The organism is Paenibacillus sp. FSL R7-0333 (assembly GCF_038000365.1).
GTDB lineage: Bacteria > Bacillota > Bacilli > Paenibacillales > Paenibacillaceae > Paenibacillus_AQ > Paenibacillus_AQ silagei.
Genome location: NZ_JBBOBZ010000001.1, coordinates 7,137,949 through 7,159,893 on the forward strand (window position 1 = coordinate 7,137,949; position 21,945 = coordinate 7,159,893).

Here is a 21,945-nt window from a genome sequence, read left to right on the forward strand (position 1 = left end):
ATCTTGTAATCTGCACACGCTAATTATATATTAAAAACAATATATAAGACCTAAGACCCACAAAAATCTATAAATACTATTAAAATCAAGAAGGTGTAACATATTGGCCTTAGCCTCTTGGATTGACCTGATTATGTGCTTCCTTCTGTTCCTGCTGCTCATCTATATCGTGGCTACGGTCACCATTACCAAGCTGCACAAGGTCTATTTAGGGTTCCATTTCTCCATGCTGATCTGGCCCTACTGCCAGTTTGCCATAAGAACCGTGGATGATCCTCTCTATCAGCTCTTTTATGTGAAGCTTGCCTTCGTGGATGCTTCCCTGCTGGGCCTGGGCTGGATCTTCTTCACGATTCTGCTTGCGGGACAATCCCAGTTCCTTAACAGAAAAACAGTGTCCGTGCTGGTGATCCCTGCAGTACTGACCTCCCTTGGAGTGGTGCTCAATCCTTATGGATGGTTCGTCCGTCCGGTGAATGGAGGGTATGTGGAGCGCATCTACGGACCTATTTTCTGGATCAGCATGACCTTTCTTGTCATTAACGCCCTCGTGTCCATGTATGTCATCTACGTGGCTCTGACCTCTAATCAGGCTGCACGGATCAAGAACCAGGTTATGTATATGCTCAAAGGCATTACAGCCCTATGCGTCTTCCTTATGATCGATGTGCTTCTCAATGTCATTCTGGATGACTATCTGCCGGTAATTCCGGGCTTCACTTCGATGGGTATCGTGGTGTCGGCTACGTTCTTTGTGATTACGATCCACCAGGACAAAGTATTCGATATCGTAACTATCGCCCATCAGGATATTATCAATACCATGGAATACGGAATTCTCGTGCTGGATGACCAGGAGCAAGTGGTAGAGATTAATCATGCCCTGCATCCCTATATCCCGCTTGTGAAGGGTGCGGCGTTCAACATGAGCAGCTATCTGCCGGATGACCCTGCCATGAAGATCGAGTCCTTCCTTGAGAAATACCATGAGCATCCGCTGGAGACGGCCGAGCTGGAAATTCTGCATCCCCTTATCCAAATGGTTGTCAGTATTCATGCAGCACCCATTATGGTGAGCGGCAGCCGGGTCGGACGGATTGTCACCTTCCAGAATGTTACCGAGATCCGGCGTCTCATCGATGAGACGAACCAGCAGAATACGATCCTGAAGGAACGCAACGACTCGCTGGTGAAGGTACAGGAGGAGCTGTTCCAGACGAACGGCAAGCTGAGGAAGCTGGCGATCACCGACAGCCTGACCGGCTGCTACAACAGGCATTATCTGATGCAGCAATTGGAGCAGGAGGCGCTGCGGGTCAGCGACACCCGGACACCTTCGACTATTATACTGATCGACATCGATTTTTTCAAAAAAATCAACGACCAGCACGGCCATCTGGCCGGAGATATGGTCCTGTGTAACACAGTGGAGCTGCTGCAGCGCAGCCTGCGGCCCTCCGATATTCTGGCCCGCTACGGCGGAGAGGAATTCATTATCTATTTGCCGGATACGAATGGAGCCGAGGCGCGCCGTCTGGCCAAGCAGCTGAAATCCGAGGTTGAGCACAATACCATCCACATCGATTATATCGATGAGCCTGTGTCCATCACCATCAGCATGGGACTGCTCAGCATCGCTGAATTCAAGATCCCGCCTGCCATCGAGGCGAACACCTACTTGAACGACCTGTTCAAGTCTGCCGACAAAGCCCTGTACGCCGCCAAGCATCAGGGCCGGAATCAGATTGTTGCGGCGGAGGTATAATTGGATGTTATCCTTGTATCATGAGCACTAGCCGCATAGGCAGTGCTTTTTTTTGCGTTTATTTATGATTTTGATTATTTTATTTTTGCTGGAACCTTTTTGACTAAGCCGCCGTCTATGATCACAAATAAACCACAAACTACTCTTACGAGGTGACTGGACATGAAGAATACATTCAAGCTGATAACCCTATCCGCAGCCGCCGCTCTGGCGCTAAGCTTCACAGGACAACAATTCGCCTCGGCCGCAGCCTTCAAGGATATCCATAACGTACAGGACAAAGACAAGATTATTGCCCTTCAGAACAGCGGCCTGATTAAAGGCATCAGCGCGGATCTGTTCGGCCCGAACCTCAGCATCACAGCAGCCCAGGGGGTGCAGATGATCGTGAGCGCGCTTGATCTGAATCTGGATACGATCCGGTTCGTGAAGGAGCCGCATGCCACCGACTATTTCAAGAACGCGAGTGACTCCGCCTGGTATGCGCAGGCGCTGATTATTGCCGGTGTGCACGGCTTGGACCTGCCTGCCGATCTGAAGCCTGGTGAGAAGCTGACCCGCGAAGAATTCACCTACCAGCTCATTGATGCGATGGAGAACACGAACCGCCTGCCGCTGATTAAGCCGGTGGTGGTAGAGTACGCCGATCAGGATCAGGTGAAGGTAGAATACTCCGGTGCCCTGCAGCGTGCGCTGAATTACGGTGTCCTGAAGCTGGATACCAGCGGTAAGCTTAACCCGAAACAGGAGATCACCCGTGCGGAAGCGGCTGTAGCCATCAGCAATGCACTCGCTTACCTGAAGGCACATCCGGCACCGGTGGTAACGGACGAGGTGCTTACAGCAGCACAAGCTGTGCAGGTGATAAAAGAAGTGGTCGGACCTGAAGCGGATCTGCAGATCAAGATTGATCCGGCGGCCAGCATGTCCCGCGAAGAATTCACCTATCTGTTAATCCATACCTTACAGACCAGTGGGCAACTGCCGATGATTAATGTCATTCCAGAAGACGTGAAGGACGGCGATCAGATCGACATCCTGAACTCGGGAGCTATCCAGACCGCCCTTGCCCTTGGCTTCGTGGAGCTGGATGCCGACGGGAACTTCAATCCGAAGGCGGCAATTACCCGCCCTGAGGCTGCTTCCATCGCCGGAAATGCCGTGAATTATCTGAAGGCCCATCCGGCACCCGGTGCTGTAAGCAAGACAATCACCGCAACCGAGGCCGTCCAGTTCATCAAGGACGCTGCCGGACCTGAGGCGAATCTTCAGATCAAAATCGATCCGAATATGAGCGTAACCCGTGAATCGTTCACCTATCTGCTCATTAACACGCTCCAGACCAGCGGCCAACTGCCGATGATCAAGCTGATCCCGGTGGAGATCAAGGATAATGACAAGATCAATATCGTGAGCTCGGGAGCCATTCAGACCGCGCTTGCCCTCAAGATCGTGAAGCTGGATCAAGACGGAAGCTTCCGTCCCCAGGACGGCGTCACCAGCGCTGACGCAGCGGTAATGGTCAGCCAGGTGAAGGCCATCCTGAGCGGAAAGTCTGCGAAGTAAGCAACCGTCCCTTCATCTCCGCCCCTTCTGCCGAAAAGGCGGGAGGGGCTTTTGCTGTATTTACAGCAGCAGCACCATCAGATCCTCGTCCAGATACTCGCCGTCAAGCTTCATCGCCCTTGGCTCTGTGCCGTAGCAGACGAATCCAAGGGATTCGTAGAGCCTTTTGGCAGACAGATTACTGGAGGTTACGGTCAGCGTAAGCTGCTCCAGCCCCGGCGCGCCCTTCGCCCGCGCAATCAGCTCCAGCATCAGCGCGCGGCCCACGCCATGTTTGCGGGCAGCCGGATCTACATATACTGCATAGACATTAGCTTTGTGCTGAATCTTGGGCCTGCTCTCCCGGAACAAGGTTGCCATTCCCGCCAGCCTCTGTTCCCCCTCCAAGAAGGCGCCCAGGGTGAAATGCTCATCGGAGGAATCCAGCCTAATCCGGGTAGTCTCGATAGACAGCTTCACTTCCGATTCATAAGAGCTAAGGAAAGCTTCCGGGTGCTGCTGCAGCGACTGCAAACGAAGCGCCCGGTAGCCTTCGGCGTCTGAGGGAGTCAGTGTTCTGATGTACATTTCCTTCCTCCCTTACAATATGGATGCAATAAATTGACAAAAGGCAAATATTTGGTTATATTTAGGTTTGTAAAATTATATTTTGCGCAATTTAAATTCCTATCACTTGAAAAGAGGGACTTCTTATGATGACTGTAAGTTTAATTCTTGTTGCCTTAGTAGCACTAGAGCATGTGTACATACTTGTACTGGAGATGTTCCTGTGGACCACCCCGAGAGCACAGAAGGCGTTCGGATTGACCCCCGCCTTCGCACAGGAGACGAAGTCGCTGGCAGCCAATCAGGGCTTATATAACGGCTTCCTCGCAGCCGGTCTAATCTGGGGCCTGCTCCATCCGAGCGCAGACTTCGGTTACCAGCTGCAACTGTTCTTCCTGATCTGTGTGGCGGTTGCGGCCATCTACGGCGGACTTACCTCCAAGAGATCCATCCTGCTGATGCAAGGCCTCCCGGCCTTTCTGGCGCTGGCGGCCACATTGATCGCACATCTGTAAAATTCGCGGACCGGTGCAGGCAGCTTCCTCTCCGCTCCAGCCTTACAGCTTCTGCGCGAACTCGTTCAACTGCTCAGACATTGCCCGGATCTCCTCAATGAAGCTGGAGATCTCATGCGTGGAAGCCGCCTGCTCCTGCCCGACGGACGCAATCTGGCCTATGGCTTGACTGATCCCTTGCATGGCCGACTGAATCTCATTCAGGGTATCCCTGATCCGCTGCGCCGATTGCTCGGTTTCCTTCGAGAATCTGCGGATCTCCTTAGCCACAACGTCGAAGCCCCGGCCCCGCTCCCCGGCATGGGCGGCTTCAATCGCCGCGTTAATGCCAAGCAGGTTCGTCTGGTCGGCCACCTTCCTCAGCACCGCCAGAACCTCACTGCTTTTACGGACACTATAAGCCGTTGCATCCGATTGAATCAGCAGCTTCTGCGAATAATCGGCAAGCAGGCCTGAGCCGTCCGCGACCTGGCTAATCCGCGCATTGGCCTGATTCAGGGACAGCACCATCCGGTCCGCGATCTCCCGCAGCTCCGTCTGCCTGCGTACCTGAATGCATACCGCCCCACAGACCTCCTCATCCTCCCCATGTACCGGCAGAACTGTACCCACAAATTCATACCCGTAATATTCCCTGGGGACATTAGCCACCGAGTATTCATCCTGCTTCAGCGCATGATACAGAGGCTCATCTGCCTGAATGATCTGCCCTGCCCGGATGCCCAGATCAATGGAATCACCGGGGTAATAGGCAAGGAACTTCTCTGTGTCGCAGATGGCAATTGAGATATCGTAAGGAAAAGCAGCTTTCAGAATGGGTGCCAGATTTATTAGTTCTTCAAGGGAGCGGACGATGTTTTTCATAGATGCGGTTCTCCTTCTATTTCAGGTAGCTTCACGGTACAGTGAAATCTTGAGTTAAGTTCGACATTTTGCGAATAACCTCCTTTATTCAAAAATGAATAATTAAAAATTGATTTATAAGCACAGCATCAGCCTGACGGGTGAAGGATGCGGGTGCTTCAAGCAGTAACTCCATTTTCTTCGCTTACCTGCTGGCCCGCGCGCCATTGGCGTGACCAGTGTGGGCGGTTTTTCGACCACATCTCCCCCGTGCACTCTCAACGTGCCAAGTGTGGGCGGTTTTTCAACCAAAAAAGCCGGAACCCGTCAGTCTATTGCTGACAGGCTTCGGCTTTCCTTCACTCATTGCGGCTTAACTCTATTGTACTCCTGCCCCTATTGCATCCTTCAACCGTTCCAGCTGAAGCAAGTGGTGGCGGTAGTGCATCTCGATCAGCAGATACCATTCGGTTGCATTCAAAGGGCCGAAGCGGGGATGAGGGACAGTGCTGTGCTCAGGTGCCTGCGCAAGCTTCGGCAGGGTCTCCCGCATACGGTCCATCACGGTGTGCAGACCCTGGATCAACTGCTCCTTGCTCTCCGGCTGTACCGGCGTGTACTGCGGTGACGGCGGAACATGAACACGTACAGGCGGGAAGCTGCCCCCGGCAAAAATCGCTTTACCCTCCGGTGTCATCTCTGCTTCATTCCCCGCCGCTTCCCCGTTCCCGGCCAGACACTGATCGATATTACGGAGCTGCATGTACAGCGCCGATTGTATCAAATGCTGGACCATCTGCCCGAGAGACCACTCTCCCTCGGCAGGCTGCCGCAGCAGCTGCTCCATACTGAAGATATCTAATTCCATAAGATAGTGATGGGCAGTCTTCTCAAACTGCTGTAAGGCTTCTGTTGTCTTCATATTCATATTCATATTCATAATATTCAGGCAGCTCCTTTATTCTTAAGGTCTGTTCTGAATATACACAACCTCTCCTGACAACGTTATGTCAGTAGCGTTCCAGCATTCTCGCCGCTTCCTCCCGCACAAGCCTCCGCAAGGCTTCCGGCTCCAGGACAACCGCCCCCGCTCCCCAGCCAAGCACCCATTGCAGCAGGTCCTCGGGCTGGCGCACACGGAAGATCATATGCCTGCCATCTGCCTGGTCCTCCACTGCCTCCAGATAATAGTTCCCGGATTCAGCCGCCTTGCCCGCAATCTCCGGCTGAACCAAAATGCACACACGTACATGGCGGTCATCCTCCGGCTGGTACTCGTGCAGATCGAAATCCGCAGGCGCTTCGAACCGGTCATCCAGAATGGTAAGCTCACTCATTCTGGATAAGCGGAAATGACGGATCTCCTGCCGCAGCCCGCACCAGGCCACCAGGGTCCATGCGCCTCTGTTTAAGACAAGTCCATACGGCGAGGCGGTTCGGACACTGCGGTGACTTCCGTCAGCTTCCTGTCTGCCCTTTGTATACCCAAAGCCGATCTTCCGCTGCTCCAGAATCGCGCGTCGGATCTGCTCCATGTACTCCTTCTCCTGTCCTTGCAGCTTATCTTTACTGGTATTCAGCAGCAGGATGCTCTGGCGGAGCCGGGCGGCATTCTCCTTGACATCCTCCGGCAGAACCGCTTCAATCTTCCTCCCTGCTGCGGAGGCCTGGTTACCATACTGAGTGTCGAACCGCTGCTCCACGAAATCCGTCCCGATCAGCAGGGTCACTGCCTCCTCGGCGGTGAAGCTGACCGGGGGCAGGAAATACCCTTTTACCAGTGAATATCCCTGACCCGTAGCGCCTACCACCGGCACTCCGGCTTCACTAAGCGCCTGGATATCGCGGTAGATGGTTCTTACGCTAGTCTCGAAGACGGACGCCAGATCCTCTGCCCGTACGACCCCTTTGCGCTGCAGCTCCAGTACGATGGCTAACATGCGGTCTGTCTTGTTCATGCGGCGGCTGCACCCTCTTCATCCTGAAATCAGTTTATGTATTGATTATACTGATTTCCTGTTCACTTTTCTCCTTACGGCTTCTAATGGAATACAGAACGAACAGCAGGATGAACCAGAGCGGGGTGAACAGCAGCGCCGGACGGGTCTCGGCAGCAAAGAGCATGATCACAAGAATGGCGGCAAACAGCGTCAGGACAGCATAGTTAATTACCGGGGTGAACGGTGCTTTAAATTTGGAAGCGGCATGTAAGTCCGGGCGGTTCCTTTTATACTTGATATGGCAGACCAGCACAACGCCCCAGACCCAGATGAAGCAAATGGCGCTGATCGTAGTCACGATGCCGAAGGCCTGACCCGGAATAAGCTTGCTGAGCAGTGCCCCGGCAGAGATCACCAGCGTGGAGAGGAATAAGGAATTCGCAGGTACATGATTCCGGTTCAGATTGCCGAGCTGAGGGGAGGCCTGATTCCGTCTGCTCAGATTGTAGAGAATCCGGCTGGTCGAGAACATCCCGCTGTTGCAGGCGGAGGCCGCCGAGGTTAAGACAACGAAATTGATAATCCCCGCAGCAACCGGAATCCCGACCAGACTGAAGGTGCGCACGAACGGACTTTCAGCTGCGCTAAGCTGGGTCCAGGGATTAATGCACAGCAGCACGAAGAGCGCGCCGACATAGAAGAAGAGAATCCGCAGCGGAATTTTGTTGATCGCGGACGGGATGTTTTTCTCAGGATTAGCCGTCTCCGCTGCCGATACCCCCACCAGCTCCACGCCGACATAGGCGAATACCACCATCTGAAAGGAGAACAGGAAGCCCTTCACCCCGTTCGGGAACACGCCCCCGTGCTCCCAGAGATTGCGGACCGACACTGAGCCTGCATCTGTCTTGAACTGGGTCACCAGCAGGACAATCCCCAGGCCGATCAGAGCCAGAATCGTAACCACCTTGATCAGAGCAAACCAGAATTCGAGTTCGCCGAAGCTTTTGACCGTGAGCAGATTGAGCCCGAGCAGAATGATCAGGCAGATCACGGCCGGTACCCACTGCGGAATATCGAACCAGTACTGCACATAGACGCCCACCGCAATCACATCGGCCATCGCCGTCATAATCCAGCAGAACCAGTAGGTCCAGCCTGTAATGAAGGCCGCGCGCGGCCCCAAGTAATCCTCAGCAATGTCTGTAAAAGATTGATACCCCGCCTTCGAGAGCAGCAGCTCCCCCAGCGCCCGCATCACAAAAAACACGGCAATCCCCACGATCAGATACGTGAGCATAATGGAAGGCCCGGCCTGCTGAATCGCCTTGCCTGAGCCCAGGAATAATCCTGTGCCGATCGTACCTCCGATAGCGATAAGCTGGACGTGCCGGTTCGCAAGCTCTCTTTTTAATTCTGTCTGTGCCATACCTGTTTCCCCCTTAGTGTATATGACGCTGTCCTGCCGGGTAACGCACAATAACCCCACAAAGTGGAGATTCCGCTCCGATGATTACTCAGATACTTTGCGGGGACCCCATAACAAAAAGGAGACTGGATATCATCCAATCTCCTGGTTCATAAGAGGTTCCAAATAAGCGTCTGCAGCAGCGGCTAATCCGCACGGCAAAACACAAATCCGGTACTCTTCTGTCCTTTTGCCTGAGATTGTGAACCCTTCGGCGCTGCGGTCTCCCGCAGTCTCTCCAGAAGCTGCTCCAGCTATAGTGTGATCCATAGCCTTCATAGCTTGCGAATATTCAATTATTTGAAGCTGACTTCATGTAAATATTTTTCAATTCTATGCACAGTCCAGACTTCTGTCAATATCATTTGTTACTCTCGTGTTCATCGCCGGGTGTCCTGCACTGCTTCATTGCCCGTTATTTAACCGTAATTTTGGTTTCCAGGTCTTTATAATAAGTTTTAGCCCATTGGCCCTGCTTGTCTTTGAACATCTTCCCGCTGGCATCTTTGGAATACGTAAAAGGCTTAACGCTAATGGACTTCGGAACGGCTGGGAATGCACTATAGTTCTGTTCCTCGGTACCGCTTGTTTTAACCTTCTCAAACGGCTTGCCCCACGGCGAGATCACATTCCCCTTCTCATCCACAAGGTCATATAACATTCTTTCCGGGTTCACCTTGGACTTGGCCGCTGCCGGAACTTCACCCTTAAAGGTCACCTGCAGAGACATCGTTAACGCGGTCATCTCGAAGGAATTCACCGTATAATTGAATTTGTTGTTCTTCTTGGAGACGCCCGGCTTCAGGCTTAACAGGGTCCCCAGCTTGTTCACTTGAACTTTGAAAATAAACGGCTCCTTCACCCCGTTGGCGTATGCCTTCAGCGTCAGGTCGAATTTGTCCGGGATTTGCTGCTTCATGGCTCCCTTACTCAAATAGATCAAGGCTGTGTCCGTATCTTCCAAATTGGGAATGATGGAAGTATCAAACAGCAGCTTTTTCCCATTGATTAACACGTCCACATTCCTGGTCTGGTCCATGAAAGAACCGTTCTTGCCCACCGTCCCTCCCTCCTGCCGGATGCCTGCGACAAGCTTATTACTGTCATAGATCAGATCGGTTAGAGTCAGGGTCACCCCTTCCTGGGTCACGGCCTGATTCGGGGCAGCAGCAAGCCCTTTCTGGAAAATAGCCTTCAGAGTGGCGTTGTCGCTGGCCGCGAACGCGCTGTCAGCCTTAGCATCCTTGTTGACATTGGCTGCCGCCGCTACGGGTACAGTGAATCCCCCGCCGACAACTGTCCCTCCGAGTACAGCAGTTACTGCTGTTGCTATAATTGCTTTCTTCATCGTATTTAAGCTGATCGTGTACATAGTTTCTCTCCTTTGCTTATTAAGAATATACAGGTATAACGTTCTCTTGCTGCTATTTTGTGACAGGAGCGCAGAATAACATCCTACTTGCACAAAGTCATTTTTGAATAAACAGGGTCATTTGCAAGAGAGAATTCGGTTCATCCGCTCTACTATAATAAGTTCATCCAGAACAAGTAGAGTGAGGTTAGAACTTATGGCAAATCCCGTACCACAAGCTTTGAACACCAAGTTAGCGACACAGCCCCAGGGCCGTTTCGGCCGTCTGCTGCACAATATCGTGCGATACCGGGTGCTGCTGCTGATGCTGCTGCCCACCTCGATTATTTTTTTCATCAACTGCTATATTCCGATGTTCGGATTATTCATTGCCTTCAAGAACATCAACTACATTGACGGCATTATGGGCAGTCCCTGGGCCGGGCTCGATAACTTCCGGTTCCTGTTCGCTACCTCTGACGCCCTGCGGGTGACGATCAACACCGTGGGTTACAATGTGGTCTTCATTATCTCAGGCCTCATTCTCTCCGTCTCGCTGGCGATTGCGATCAATGAGGTGCGTAACAAGCTGGCTTCGAAGTTCTTCCAGACCGTCATGATTATGCCGAACTTCCTGTCCATGGTCGTGGTCAGCTTCATCGTCTATGCCTTCCTGCACCCGGAGTACGGCTTCCTGGTCAAGCATATTCTGCCAATGTTCGGCTACTCCTCAGTGAATGCCTATATGCATCCTAACGCATGGCCTTACATTCTGTGGATCACCAAAATGTGGCACTCCATCGGGATCGGCAGCGTCATCTACCTTGCAGCCATCACCGGCATCAGTGAAGAGCTGTACGAAGCTGCGGTGATGGACGGCGCCAGCAAATGGCAGCAGATCACCAAGATTACCCTGCCGCTGCTCACGCCGATCATGGTCATTCTCACGATTCTTAACATGGGCGGCATCTTCCGCTCTGACTTCGGGCTGTTCTACCATGTGACCCTGGACTCCGGTGCGCTGCGCTCGACTACGGATGTCATCGACACCTATGTCTACCGGGGCCTGATCCAGCTCAACGACCTGGGGATGTCCTCAGCGGCGAACTTCTATCAATCTGTCGTCGGCTTCTTCCTGGTCATCGGCGCGAACGCTCTCGCCCGCAAGCTGAACCGCGATACGGCGCTTTTCTAGAAACGGAGGATTCTAATGACTACTGCATCCCGAAGCAACCCTTATACCAAAGGCTCCACTACCGCCCAGATTATTCTGAATGTGTTCTTCATCGCCTTCAGCCTGGCATGTATTCTGCCGATCCTGCTCATTGTCGCCATCTCCTTAACCAACGAGAAGGCCTTGACGCTGCAGGGTTACAAGTTCTGGCCCGATCATATCGACGCATCCGCGTACCAATATCTGTTCAAGCATTCGGAGACACTGGTTAAGGCGTATGGCGTCAGCCTGACCGTTACCATTATCGGGACTGTTCTGGCCGTGCTGCTGATTGCGCTATATGCGTACCCGCTTTACCGGAAGGATTTTCCCTTCAAAAAAACATTCAACTTCTACCTGCTGATCACCATGCTGTTCTCGGGAGGGCTTGTCCCCTTCTATCTGCTGTACGTGAACTATCTCGATCTGAAGGACTCGCTGGTTGCGCTGATCCTGCCCGGCCTGTCCAATGCCTTCTATATCTTCATCACCCGTACCTTCTTCCAGCAGACGATCCCGGAGGAGATGATTGAATCCGGCAAGCTGGACGGGGCCTCGGAATGGCGGATATTCTTCCAGCTTGTGCTTCCGATCTCCCTGCCTGTTCTGGCTACGATCGGTCTGTTCACTACGCTGATGTATTGGAATGACTGGTTCAACTCCATGCTATTCATTAATGACACCGACAAGTTCTCCCTGCAATACGTCATGATTCAGATGATCCGTCAGGCGGAATTCTTCAAAACCCAGCTTGCCGGCAGCGGTGTCGCCCTGATGGTACAGGAATCCGTTCCGACCGAAAGTCTGCGGATGGCTATGGTCGTGCTGTCGATTGGTCCGATTCTGTTCATCTATCCGTTCTTCCAGAAGTACTTCACCAAGGGCCTTACTATAGGGGCAATCAAAGGTTAAGCGGTCTAGCTCTGGCGTAAATGCCGGTTAGAATATATGATCTAATTATCATTCGAGGAGGTTCATACAAATGAGAACAACAAGAAGCTCAGGCACGGTGCTTGCCGCTCTGACTGCCGTGATACTGGGCATTACCGGATGCGGCGGGGGCAATTCAGGTGCATCCGCCCCGTCCAAGGCAGAATCGACAGCAGCCGCCGCAACAGCAGGCACGGAAGGCAGCACGAATCCTGATACCTCAACGTTCCGGAAGCTGAAAGTTTACACGGTCGGGAATTTCCCGCAGAATGATACCAAGGCGGTTGTAGATGAGATCAATAAGTATCTCAAAGAGAAAATCAACGCCGAGATTGACTTCCAGGGACTCCCTTGGTCCTCCTGGGCCGAGAAGATGGCACTGGCTTACCAGTCCGGTGAACAGGTCGATCTGACCTTCGCCCCCAACTGGGCAGACTTCGCCAATAACGTAGCCAAGGGCGCGTTCCTTCCGCTGGATGATCTGTTAGCCAAATATGGACAAGGCATCAAGGAGACCCTTGATCCCCGCTTCCTTGACGGCGGAACCGTAGACGGCAAAATCTATGCGATTCCTACCAATAAGGAAATTGGTGAGAGCCATACCATTATGTTCCGCAAGGATCTGGTAGATAAATACGGATTCGATGTGAACTCGATTGAGACGCTGGAGGATCTGGAGCCATGGATGCAGACGATCAAGGAGAAGGAACCGGCTATTGCACCGATCTGGCTCTCCGGCAGCGGCTCCGATACCCTGGGCTACTTCGACAAGACCAGAGAGAGCATGAAGGAGAACTTCCGTTATGAGCTGGTGGCCGGCGCTCCTGCCGGAATCGTACTGGATACCAAGACTGATAAGATGGTGATCAGCTCCATGGAGTCCGACACCGCAATCTACCGGATGAAGCTCTACGGCGACTGGTTCAGCAAAGGCTACATCAATAAAGATGCTGCAACGACCAAAACCAGTACTGAAGACGCTTTCAAGGCCGGCAAGACCTGGATGAAGTTCGGTTCAGACAAACCGGACTCCGACAAGGAAGACTCCATCGCCACCGGCATTGAGCTGGTGAAGCTGAAGGGCAATGAGCCTGAGATTAGTACGGCCAGCGTCAGCAACTCCATGATGGCGATCGGGCGTACCTCCATTGATCCGGAGCGGACGATGATGCTGCTGAACCTGCTGCATACCGACCCGGTTCTGGTCAACCTGATTGACTTCGGCGTAGAAGGACGGCAGTATGTTAAGGTGGAAGGCAAGGACAACTTCATCAAGCTGCCTGACGGCATTGCTACCCGTGCCGATACCGGCTGGGCGCCGGGCATTGAATGGATGTTCGGTAACCAGACTATAACCTATCTGTGGGAAGGCGAAAGCGCCGACAAGTGGGAGAAATTCAAGGCCTATAACGAGAGCGCCCATAAGGTGAAGTCCTTCGGCTTCAACTTCAATACCGACGCTGTCAAAACACAGGTCTCCGTGGTCAGCAACATTATCAAGGAATTCCGCCCGCTGCTGGAAACGGGCAGCCTGGGTGTAGATAAGGTGCTTACGGAGTACAATAAGAAGCTTAAGGCTAACGGCATTGAAGAAATCCGCGCCGAGGTTCAGAAGCAATACGATGCCTGGAAGGCCAAACAATCCTAAACAAACAAGTGGAAACGACGATGCCGTCCTTATAAGGACGGCACCCGTTTCAGCGAGAAATATAAGGATAAGTTGTCGTGTGGAACATACAAATTCTTATATTTTAAGCTAAGGGGAAGGACGGCTGCCGTCCTTCCCCTTTCCTGCCGCTCAGCGTGTAAATGTACCTAAGGATAAGGGGGAAGACTGTGAAACTATCATTGCGATTCAAAGTGAGTGCCCTTGTCCTGCTGCTGGTCACGCCGCTGTTCCTCTTTCTCTCCTACACCAACCTCTATTCCACCAACATTGTCCGGGAGAAGGTTGCGAAGTCCGCTTCGGACACGTTGACCCTGCACTTAGGTACGCTCGATGAGCTGCTGGAGCAGACCAGCCATTATCTGCTGCGTACGGCCAATGAAAACATGCTGCTGGAGCTCTATTCCGACAGCGGTCCCGACAGCGTCAATTATTATCTGTCCATCCGTAAGCTGATGGACCAGTGGTACAGCGATGTCAGCTACTATACCATTATCCGCAGTGTCTTCGTCTACCATCAGGACCGGGATGAACTCTTCCTGAGCAGCCAGAAAGAGTATTACCAAGAGAAGGAGATGATTGCCTCGGGGCTGTCTTCACACCTCAAGACCCCTAATCTCCAGGCCTCCCTGAAGTGGGAGACCGTGACTCTCGGCGGAGAGCCGGTGTTATTCAAGGTGCTGCCGGACAAGAGCGGCCGGCTTCTCATGGGGGTACTGGTCAGCATCGACTCTCTGGCCCAGCCCCTGACCCAGCTGGAGTCTACCGGGGGCAGCGGACAGGTCGGCATGATCGACAATGACGGTAAATTACTCTGGGGCCAGTTCGCCAGTGAAGATCTTGCGCTCATCCGCAGCCGGCTTAATCAGCCCAACCCTCGTGCGGATGCCTCGATTCGCCTGAGTAACGGCAATTCGTATCTGCTGATTGACAAGCCATCCCAATATTCCAATCTGAATGTCTTTTTCCTGCTCGACGAGAAATCCATTCTGGACGAGCTGCCGATCTTCCAGCAGATCATCAAGGTGATTCCCTTCGTCATTATCCTCGTAATGGTTATCCTGCTGGCTCTGCTTAGCAGACTGGTGTTCAAGCCTATCCAGCAATTGACCAGCGGGATGCGCATCCTGGGGAAGGGACAGCTGGAATACCGGCTGAAGGATGGCAACAGCAGGGAGTTCCAGATCATTACGATGCAATTCAACCAGATGGCGGAGCAGATCGGCAATCTCAAGATTGATGTGTATGAGGAGCAGATGAAGGTGCAGCAAGCGGAGCTGAAGCATCTTCAGGCGCAGATCAATCCCCATTTTTTCATGAATTCCTTGAACATCGTCTTTCATCTGGTAGAGCTGAAGCAATATGCGCTAATCAAAAAAATGATCGGACATCTGGTCTCCCACTTCCGGTTCATCATGAATACCAACGACGCCTGGCTTCCGCTGCGCGGCGAGCTAGGTCATATTCAGAACTATATTGAGATCCAAATGGTCATGTATCCGAACAAGCTGTCTTATGAGGTGCTGCTTCCGCAGGAGCTTGAGTCTACTCTGATTCCGCCGCTGCTGATCCAGCCCTTCGTCGAGAATGCCATCAAGCATGGCTTCATTAACAATTCGAAGCCCTTCAATGTCGGCATCACAGTCAGTGAAGAAGCCGGAGAGAGCGGCGATTCCTGTATTGCCATTCAGATCCGCGATTCCGGGCCGGGCTTCTCCGCGGCTCAGCTCGACAGGCTCAATCATGGCGTATATGAGCGCAAGCCGACAGACCGCCATCTGGGAATATGGAACGTATACAGACGCATGCTGATGTTCTATAACAACCGGGCACGGCTTACCTTCCACAATGCTCCAGACGGAGGCGCGGTTGTGGAAATCAGACTACCCGTTCAAAAGGAGCTGTGACGTTCAATGTACAGAGTTCTAATCGTTGACGACCAATACTTCGCCTTGCTCGGCCTCCAGCAGGGGGTGGATTGGAGCGCGCTTAGCGTGTCAGATGTCTGTCTGGCGGAGAACGTAGACCAGGCGATTGCCGTTCTTGAGCAGCAGCCTGTAGACCTGCTGATCTGCGATATCGAAATGCCGGGCAGAAGCGGCCTGGAGCTGCTGGCCTGGGTGAAGCAATCCGCTCCCGGTACGCTGACAATTATGCTGACCTGCCATGCCGATTTCGAGTATGCCCAGCGCGCGATTTATCACGGTGCCTTCCATTATCTGCTCAAGCCGGTAGACTATGAGGAATTGATGAAAATCTCCCGTGAGGCGCTATTCGAGATCAGCAAGCAGAGAGAGCAGCAGCAGTTCGAGGCCCTGATCCAGAAGTACCGGAGACAGTGGGAGCATCAGCTCCCCCTGCTGGTGGAACGGTTCTGGCAGGATATTCTCAGCCAGCGGGCAGCGCCCGTGCTGGAATCGCTCACCCTTCCGGCGAACACCTACAATCTGGATCTGCAGCCTGGAGACCGCTACTTCCTCGCTCTGCTGGGGTTGGAGCAGTGGAAGGAGAACCTTAGCGCACGGGATGAGACGATTATGGAATATGCACTGCGCAACATGGCCCATGAGCTGCTGCTAAGCGGGCTGGAAGGCACTGTGCTGCAGGATCAGGTCGGCCATAATCTGGCGGTCATCTACGTGCGTGGCGATATGAACGCCGTCCGGCATACGCTGGAGCAGAATGGCCGCACCTTCCTGGATACCTGCGGACGGCTGCTGCATTGCTCCCTGTCGATTTACATCAGCGCGGGTGTCCCTCTGTCTGGAATCATGAGCGCTTACACGGATGTCACGGAGCGGGAACAACGCAACCTGAACCGTTCGCGTCAGGTATTCGGACCGGAGGATCAGGCATATAGCCGAGATCAGCCGCTTGCGCCGGTGCCTCAGGCAGCGCCTATGCATATCTTCGGAGAGTGGGCGACCCTCCTGGAGCTTGGCGAGCTGGAGGAGCTGGAGCGCCGCGTGACGCTGTGGTTCTCGGGCATCGGGCCCGGCCGCTGGACCAGTGAGCTGCACCGCCAGCTTATCCACGGCATCCTGTTCATTGTACACACCGTTCTCGCCAAAAAAGGCTTATCCGCACACGCCTCAGCGGAGCTGAAGCCCTTGATGGATAAGGAAAATTATCCGAAGCAGTCCGCTTCGCTCCAGAGCTGGGCGATGGAATGCCTGCGAGCCGTAATGCACTTATTGCAGACCAGCAATAACGTATCCTCGGCCACGGTGTCCAAGATTAGGCAGTATATCCGCTCGCGTCTAAGCGAGGAGATCACCCGCGACGAACTCGCGGCCTATGTCTACCTGAACCCGGCCTATTTGTCCCGGCTGTTCAAGAAGGAGACCGGGCTGTCAATCTCCGATGTGATCATTCAGGAACGGCTGCAGAAGGCCAAGCAGCTGCTGGAGGAGACAGAGCTGAAGATCACCGATATCGCCGAGCAGGTCGGATACACCAGCCTCGGCAGCTTTTCCAACCTGTTCAAGCGGATCGTCGGCGCCACACCGCAGCAGTACCGTGCGCGGAATAAGAAGTGAGCGGGGCGGGCGGGGACGTTAGGGACACCAGGGGCACTAGGCATACGAACCGCCGGGCGGGGACATTAGGCCCGTGAATCGCCGCGCAATTGCATTGTAGTCGGTTTTTCGATTACATTTGGTCCGCGCGCCCCCATCCGCTGCATTGTAATCGGTTTTTCGATTACATTTGGTCCGCGCGCCCCCATCCGCCGCATTGTAATCGGTTTTTCGATTACATTTGGTCCGCGCGCGCCCATCCGCCGCATTGTAGTTGGTTTTTCGATTACATTTGGTCCACGCGCCCCCATCCGCCGCATTGTAATCGGTTTTTCGATTACATTTGGTCCGCGCGCGCCTATCCGCCGCATTGTAGTCGGTTTTTCGATTACATTTGGTCCGCGCGCGCCCATCCGCCGCATTGTAGTCGGTTTTTCGATTACATTTGGTCCGCGCGCCCCCATCCTTCCCGGCGGGGCAGGCAGATGTCTTTGGCATACCGCCGCCGCGCCCACCATATCTGCCAAACAAAAAGAGCGAGAGGGCTATATGCCTCCTCGCTCTTTTTAACATCTACATGCTGTTCACTTTAAAGTAACTCAATTACTTAATAATCACGTATTCCAGACCCACCAGCTTGGCGTAGGTAACGATTTGGTCGGTAGTCAGGTTGAGCGATACGACCGTGTGGTGTCCGCCGCCGTTCTCGATCCAGGCTCTTACTCCGTCCTGGAAGTTCGGCTTCACCTGCCACAGTACACGGGCTACCGGCAGATTCGGAGCCGGAACGGTAGGTTCGAAGGCGGTAACTTCGTTGATCAGCAGCTTGTAATGAGTGCCGAAGTCGGCCATCGATACTACGACGCCTTCGCCTGCCTTGCCGTCGAAGACGAGGCGGGCCGGATCTTCACGGTCGCCAATCCCAAGCGGGGAGACAATGATCTTCGGCTGGTTGCTGGCCAGGCTCGGATCAACCTCCAGCATGTGGGACTGGAGAATCGCTTCCTGTCCAGCAGCCATTTCGTAAGTGTAATCCTCCATGAACCCGGTGTTCAGGTTGTGGCTCATCACCTTCATCAGGCGGTCCAGAGCCGCAGTCTTCCAGTCCCCTTCACCGGCGAAGCCGTAGCCTTGGGCCATCAGGCGCTGAACAGCCAGACCCGGAAGCTGCTTCATGCCGTGCAGGTCCTCGAAGTTGGAGGTGAAGGCATTGTAGCCGCCTGCATTCAGGAAGCGCTTAAGGGCAATCTCGTAGCTCGCCTGCACCTTCACGCTGGCTTCCCAATCTTCCTTGCTGTACGTGCCGTAATCAACGGCATACAGCTTAGTATATTCTGCGAACAGGGCATCGATCTCTTCCTGCTTCACTTCATTCACATAAGCGACCAGATCGCCGATGCCGAAGTAGTCTACGGTCCAGCCGAACTGGATCTGGGCTTCTACCTTGTCGCCTTCGGTCACGCCGACGTTGCGCATGTTGTCGCCGAAACGGGCAACCTTGATATTGAAGCCTTCGTTATACGCTACGGCAACATCCATCCACTCGGCAATTTGCTTCTGGACTTCCGGGCGTTCCCAGTATCCTACAACGACCTTATTCTGCTTCTTCAGGCGGGCATTGATGAAGCCATACTCACGGTCGCCATGGGCAGCCTGGTTCAGGTTCATGAAGTCCATGTCAATCGTTGCCCAAGGGATGCTCTCATTGTACTGGGTAGCCAGGTGAAGCAGCGGCTTCTGCAGCAGCTTCGTGCCGCGAATCCACATTTTGGCCGGGGAGAAGGTGTGCATCCAGGTAATAACACCGCCAACCTCGTCACGGTAGTTTACTTCTTTCATGATGGAGGTGATTTTGTCTGCGCTAACGGCCAGATCTTGCAATACCAGCGGATAAGGAAGCACCCCGCTGTTGTTGAGCGCATCGGTCATTTCCTGGGCATGTGCCTTCACCTCACCCAGCGCTTCATCTCCATACAGGTGCTGCGATCCTACGACGAACCAGAATTGCTTGTCGCTTACTGTTGACATATCATTCATCCTCTTCTCTATTATATTGGTAAAAGTCAGTTACTTCTGTCCGTAATACGCATCCTTGCCGTGCTTGCGCAGATAATGCTTGTCCAGAATCCGCTGCGGCAGCTCCTCGGCGAACGTATTCAACTGGCGGGCGAAGTGGTTCATCTTGGACACTTCCTCCAGCACCACACTGTTCATTACAGCGGCGTGGGCATCCTTGCCCCACGTGAACGGCGCGTGGCCCTTCAGCAGAACGCCGGGAATCGCCATCACATCCAGCCCCCGCTGTTCAAAAGTCTCAATGATCACATGCCCGGTCTCTGCTTCATAACCGCGGTCAATCTCTTCCTGTGTCAGGAACCGGGTGCATGGTACAGAACCATAGAAGGTGTCTGCATGTGTCGTCCCCATAACCGGAACATCCAGTCCGGCCTGAGCCCAGATGGTTGCCCACGTGGAATGCGTATGCACGATGCCACCGATCTCGGCGTAATGCTTGTAGAGTACAGCATGAGTGGCTGTATCCGAAGAAGGCCGCATCTCTCCTTCCACCACATTGCCATCGAAGTCCACAACGACCATATCGCTCGGCTTCATCTTGTCATAGCTGACTCCGCTCGGCTTGATAACGAACAGACTGCTCGCCCGGTCCACCGCGCTCACATTGCCCCAGGTGTATTTGACCAGCCCGTGCTTAGGCAGCTCCAGATTGGCCTCGTACACCTCTTCCTTCAGTTGCTCCAGCATGTGTTAATGCCCCCCGTTCTCTACGAGATGATCTACAGCGGCCTGCTCAATCGCCAGACCCGCCGTGTAGCGTTCCATGAACAATTCAAAGCCCTTTACATCCGCCGCAACCGGATGAATGGTCTCGCCTTCGATATCCTTAAAGACCTTCTGGTCGAGGAAATCATCCAGACGCTCCTGCTGCGCTCCGTTCTTCATATAAGAAGCCAGAATCGCCATGCCCCACGCGCCGCCTTCTCCGGCTGTTGCCATCACAGAGACCGGAACATTCATCGCAGCAGCCACGATTCTCTGTCCGACAACAGGCGTCTTGAACAAGCCGCCGTGCGCCAGAATGCTGTCGATGGACACCTGCTCCTTCAAGGTCAGAATATCCATCCCAATCTTCAGCGCGCCAAAAGCGGAGAACAGATGCGTCCGCATAAAGTTGCCCAGCGTGAACCGGCTCTCCGGCGAGCGGACAAACAGCGGCCGTCCCTTCTCCATCCCGGTGATGTTCTCACCCGAGAAATAGCCGTAGCTGAGCAGCCCGCCGCCATCGGCGTCTGCCTCCAGCGCTTTGTTGAACAGAACACTGAATAACTTCGCCGGATCAGCCTTGAAGCCCATCGCCTCTGAGAATTCCCTGAACAAGCCGACCCAGGCATTGATATCGCTGGAGCAGTTGTTGGCATGCACCATCCCAACCGGACTGCCATCCGGGGTAGTCACCATGTCGATCTCAGGGTATACCGCTGTAAGGTCCTTCTCCAGCACGATCATGGCGAACACGGAGGTGCCTACAGAGATATTACCGGTCCGTTTGCGCACACTGTTCGTAGCGACCATTCCTGTTCCGGCATCGCCCTCTGGAGGACAGAGCGGAATGCCTGCCAGCAGGTCCCCGGACTCATCCAGCAGTCTCGCTCCGGCTTCCGTTAACGCCCCTGCCTGCTCGCCTGCAGCGTAGACCTTGGGCAGAAGATCACTCAGCTTCCAAGGGTAATTCTTAGCGGCAATCAGCTCATCGAACTGGCTGACCATGGCCGGGTGGTAATCCTGTGAAGCTTCATCTATAGGGAAGACCCCGGAGGCATCGCCAATCCCGATCGCCTTGCTGCCGGTCAGCAGCCAATGAATGTATCCGCCCAGCGTCGTTACGAACGTCGCCTGCGGAACATGCTCTTCCCCGTTCAGAATCGCCTGATACAGGTGGGCAATGGTCCAGCGCTCCGGAATATTGAACTGGAACAGCTCTGTTAATTCCTTGGCCGCCGCACCGGTTGTAGCATTACGCCAGGTCCGGAACGGAACCAACAGCTCCCCCGCGCTGTCAAAGACCATATATCCGTGCATCATTGCTGAGAATCCGATCGAGCCGACAGTAGTAACCGTTACTCCGTATTTCTGTGCAACCTCCTGCTTCATCTCACGGTAAGCCGCTTGCAGCCCCTTGATGATATCGGTGAGGGGATACGTCCAGTACCCGCCTTCCAGCAGGTTCTCCCACTCGTAGCTTCCGGATGCAACCGTCTCGAATCCCTGATCAATCAGGACGGCCTTGATACGTGTGGACCCAAATTCGATACCCAGTGATGTCTCTCCCTTAAGTATCGCTTGCTTGATGTTCTGATCCATGCCCACGTTACTCCTCTCTGAACCAAACTGTGTGACTTACCAATCTAAAGAATGCGCTTCCTTTATGAACAGGTTTAGTATATTTTTTGTTCGTACATTTGTCAATAATAGATATAAGATATACCTACAAATTTACCGGAAAATCACCCGTATTTTACGAAAAACATTATATACAGTAGACACCGGAGGATAATAAGCTTATATTCAAGCTATAATATGTACGTACAACTACAGAATATTTCTT

18 protein-coding genes and 1 riboswitch are annotated in these 21,945 nt (G+C 53.5%); of the genes, 8 read left to right on the plus strand and 10 right to left on the minus strand.

The genetic code is table 11. The features are described 5' to 3' along the window. Positions 1 to 103 precede the first annotated feature (103 nt). Both MKY86_RS30615 and MKY86_RS30620 read left to right on the plus strand, forming a co-directional pair. Positions 104 to 1,765 (plus strand): diguanylate cyclase, encoded by a 1,662-nt coding sequence (locus tag MKY86_RS30615; protein ID WP_083685373.1) that lies wholly within the window; start codon positions 104 to 106, stop codon positions 1,763 to 1,765. 162 nt (positions 1,766 to 1,927) lie between these two features. Beyond that, positions 1,928 to 3,331 carry an S-layer homology domain-containing protein gene (locus MKY86_RS30620; RefSeq protein ID WP_076080765.1) on the plus strand — a complete coding sequence of 468 codons (1,404 nt, stop codon included), beginning with the start codon at positions 1,928 to 1,930 and terminating at the stop codon, positions 3,329 to 3,331. Between the two features lie 60 nt (positions 3,332 to 3,391). Here MKY86_RS30620 and MKY86_RS30625 read toward each other — a convergent pair whose 3' ends face one another. After that, on the minus strand, positions 3,392 to 3,898 hold the full coding sequence (locus MKY86_RS30625) for a GNAT family N-acetyltransferase (protein ID WP_076080762.1): 507 nt from the start codon (positions 3,896 to 3,898) through the stop codon (positions 3,392 to 3,394). Positions 3,899 to 4,023: 125 nt separating this feature from the next. On the opposite strand from MKY86_RS30625, the gene MKY86_RS30630 reads away from it, so the two are divergent. Further along, positions 4,024 to 4,392: a DUF1304 domain-containing protein gene (locus tag MKY86_RS30630; protein WP_036722850.1), complete on the plus strand. Its 369-nt coding sequence runs from the start codon at positions 4,024 to 4,026 to the stop codon at positions 4,390 to 4,392. A 42-nt stretch (positions 4,393 to 4,434) separates the two neighbouring features. Here MKY86_RS30630 and MKY86_RS30635 read toward each other — a convergent pair whose 3' ends face one another. The 5 genes from MKY86_RS30635 to MKY86_RS30655 all read right to left on the minus strand — a co-directional run bounded on the left by MKY86_RS30635 (position 4,435) and on the right by MKY86_RS30655 (position 10,015). Beyond that, positions 4,435 to 5,256, minus strand: coding sequence for a methyl-accepting chemotaxis protein (locus tag MKY86_RS30635; RefSeq protein ID WP_076080760.1), 822 nt, complete (start codon positions 5,254 to 5,256; stop codon positions 4,435 to 4,437). A 358-nt stretch (positions 5,257 to 5,614) separates the two neighbouring features. Then, positions 5,615 to 6,157 (minus strand): DinB family protein, encoded by a 543-nt coding sequence (locus MKY86_RS30640; RefSeq protein ID WP_076080811.1) that lies wholly within the window; start codon positions 6,155 to 6,157, stop codon positions 5,615 to 5,617. An 88-nt stretch (positions 6,158 to 6,245) separates the two neighbouring features. Continuing rightward, on the minus strand, positions 6,246 to 7,193 hold the full coding sequence (locus MKY86_RS30645) for a helix-turn-helix transcriptional regulator (protein ID WP_076080759.1): 948 nt from the start codon (positions 7,191 to 7,193) through the stop codon (positions 6,246 to 6,248). Positions 7,194 to 7,227: 34 nt separating this feature from the next. Further along, positions 7,228 to 8,604 carry an amino acid permease gene (locus MKY86_RS30650; RefSeq protein WP_076080757.1) on the minus strand — a complete coding sequence of 459 codons (1,377 nt, stop codon included), beginning with the start codon at positions 8,602 to 8,604 and terminating at the stop codon, positions 7,228 to 7,230. A gap of 211 nt (positions 8,605 to 8,815) precedes the next feature. Continuing rightward, a riboswitch (glycine riboswitch) is annotated at positions 8,816 to 8,895 on the minus strand. 163 nt (positions 8,896 to 9,058) lie between these two features. Then, the gene (locus MKY86_RS30655; RefSeq protein ID WP_076080755.1) at positions 9,059 to 10,015 is read right to left on the minus strand and encodes a DUF5643 domain-containing protein; all 957 of its coding nucleotides are present in this window, start codon (positions 10,013 to 10,015) and stop codon (positions 9,059 to 9,061) included. A 196-nt stretch (positions 10,016 to 10,211) separates the two neighbouring features. Between MKY86_RS30655 and MKY86_RS30660 the strand changes: the two genes are divergently transcribed. From MKY86_RS30660 to MKY86_RS30680, 5 genes are all read left to right on the plus strand, one after another. After that, a complete protein-coding gene (locus MKY86_RS30660) occupies positions 10,212 to 11,189 on the plus strand; it encodes an ABC transporter permease (protein ID WP_340827690.1) in 978 nt (325 codons plus the stop codon). 15 nt (positions 11,190 to 11,204) lie between these two features. Then, entirely contained in the window at positions 11,205 to 12,119 is a 915-nt protein-coding gene (locus MKY86_RS30665) for a carbohydrate ABC transporter permease (protein WP_036722857.1), read from the plus strand. 70 nt (positions 12,120 to 12,189) lie between these two features. Beyond that, positions 12,190 to 13,785, plus strand: coding sequence for an ABC transporter substrate-binding protein (locus MKY86_RS30670; protein WP_076080753.1), 1,596 nt, complete (start codon positions 12,190 to 12,192; stop codon positions 13,783 to 13,785). 188 nt (positions 13,786 to 13,973) lie between these two features. Next, on the plus strand, positions 13,974 to 15,710 hold the full coding sequence (locus MKY86_RS30675) for a sensor histidine kinase (RefSeq protein WP_340827691.1): 1,737 nt from the start codon (positions 13,974 to 13,976) through the stop codon (positions 15,708 to 15,710). Positions 15,711 to 15,716: 6 nt separating this feature from the next. Beyond that, entirely contained in the window at positions 15,717 to 17,342 is a 1,626-nt protein-coding gene (locus MKY86_RS30680; protein WP_076080749.1) for a response regulator, read from the plus strand. Between the two features lie 65 nt (positions 17,343 to 17,407). Here MKY86_RS30680 and MKY86_RS30685 read toward each other — a convergent pair whose 3' ends face one another. From MKY86_RS30685 to MKY86_RS30700, 4 genes are all read right to left on the minus strand, one after another. Continuing rightward, positions 17,408 to 17,785 (minus strand): hypothetical protein, encoded by a 378-nt coding sequence (locus MKY86_RS30685; protein WP_340827692.1) that lies wholly within the window; start codon positions 17,783 to 17,785, stop codon positions 17,408 to 17,410. Positions 17,786 to 17,924: 139 nt separating this feature from the next. Next, on the minus strand, positions 17,925 to 19,349 hold the full coding sequence (gene araA, locus MKY86_RS30690) for an L-arabinose isomerase (RefSeq protein WP_076080745.1): 1,425 nt from the start codon (positions 19,347 to 19,349) through the stop codon (positions 17,925 to 17,927). Between the two features lie 39 nt (positions 19,350 to 19,388). After that, entirely contained in the window at positions 19,389 to 20,084 is a 696-nt protein-coding gene (locus MKY86_RS30695) for an L-ribulose-5-phosphate 4-epimerase (RefSeq protein WP_036722865.1), read from the minus strand. Between the two features lie 3 nt (positions 20,085 to 20,087). After that, positions 20,088 to 21,701, minus strand: coding sequence for a xylulokinase (locus tag MKY86_RS30700; RefSeq protein WP_076080743.1), 1,614 nt, complete (start codon positions 21,699 to 21,701; stop codon positions 20,088 to 20,090). Between the last annotated feature and the right edge of the window lie 244 nt (positions 21,702 to 21,945).

Coding starts and splice junctions, on each gene's coding strand:
- MKY86_RS30625 (WP_076080762.1), bottom strand. CDS start 3,898: ATGTACATCAGAACACTGACTCCCTCAGACGCCGAAGGCTACCGGGCG.
- MKY86_RS30655 (WP_076080755.1), bottom strand. CDS start 10,015: ATGTACACGATCAGCTTAAATACGATGAAGAAAGCAATTATAGCAACA.
- MKY86_RS30680 (WP_076080749.1), top strand. CDS start 15,717: ATGTACAGAGTTCTAATCGTTGACGACCAATACTTCGCCTTGCTCGGC.
- MKY86_RS30645 (WP_076080759.1), bottom strand. CDS start 7,193: ATGAACAAGACAGACCGCATGTTAGCCATCGTACTGGAGCTGCAGCGC.
- MKY86_RS30670 (WP_076080753.1), top strand. CDS start 12,190: ATGAGAACAACAAGAAGCTCAGGCACGGTGCTTGCCGCTCTGACTGCC.
- MKY86_RS30635 (WP_076080760.1), bottom strand. CDS start 5,256: ATGAAAAACATCGTCCGCTCCCTTGAAGAACTAATAAATCTGGCACCC.
- MKY86_RS30650 (WP_076080757.1), bottom strand. CDS start 8,604: ATGGCACAGACAGAATTAAAAAGAGAGCTTGCGAACCGGCACGTCCAG.
- MKY86_RS30620 (WP_076080765.1), top strand. CDS start 1,928: ATGAAGAATACATTCAAGCTGATAACCCTATCCGCAGCCGCCGCTCTG.
- MKY86_RS30660 (WP_340827690.1), top strand. CDS start 10,212: ATGGCAAATCCCGTACCACAAGCTTTGAACACCAAGTTAGCGACACAG.
- MKY86_RS30665 (WP_036722857.1), top strand. CDS start 11,205: ATGACTACTGCATCCCGAAGCAACCCTTATACCAAAGGCTCCACTACC.
- MKY86_RS30630 (WP_036722850.1), top strand. CDS start 4,024: ATGATGACTGTAAGTTTAATTCTTGTTGCCTTAGTAGCACTAGAGCAT.
- MKY86_RS30685 (WP_340827692.1), bottom strand. CDS start 17,785: ATGGGGGCGCGCGGACCAAATGTAATCGAAAAACCGACTACAATGCGG.
- MKY86_RS30700 (WP_076080743.1), bottom strand. CDS start 21,701: ATGGATCAGAACATCAAGCAAGCGATACTTAAGGGAGAGACATCACTG.
- araA (WP_076080745.1), bottom strand. CDS start 19,349: ATGTCAACAGTAAGCGACAAGCAATTCTGGTTCGTCGTAGGATCGCAG.
- MKY86_RS30695 (WP_036722865.1), bottom strand. CDS start 20,084: ATGCTGGAGCAACTGAAGGAAGAGGTGTACGAGGCCAATCTGGAGCTG.
- MKY86_RS30640 (WP_076080811.1), bottom strand. CDS start 6,157: ATGAAGACAACAGAAGCCTTACAGCAGTTTGAGAAGACTGCCCATCAC.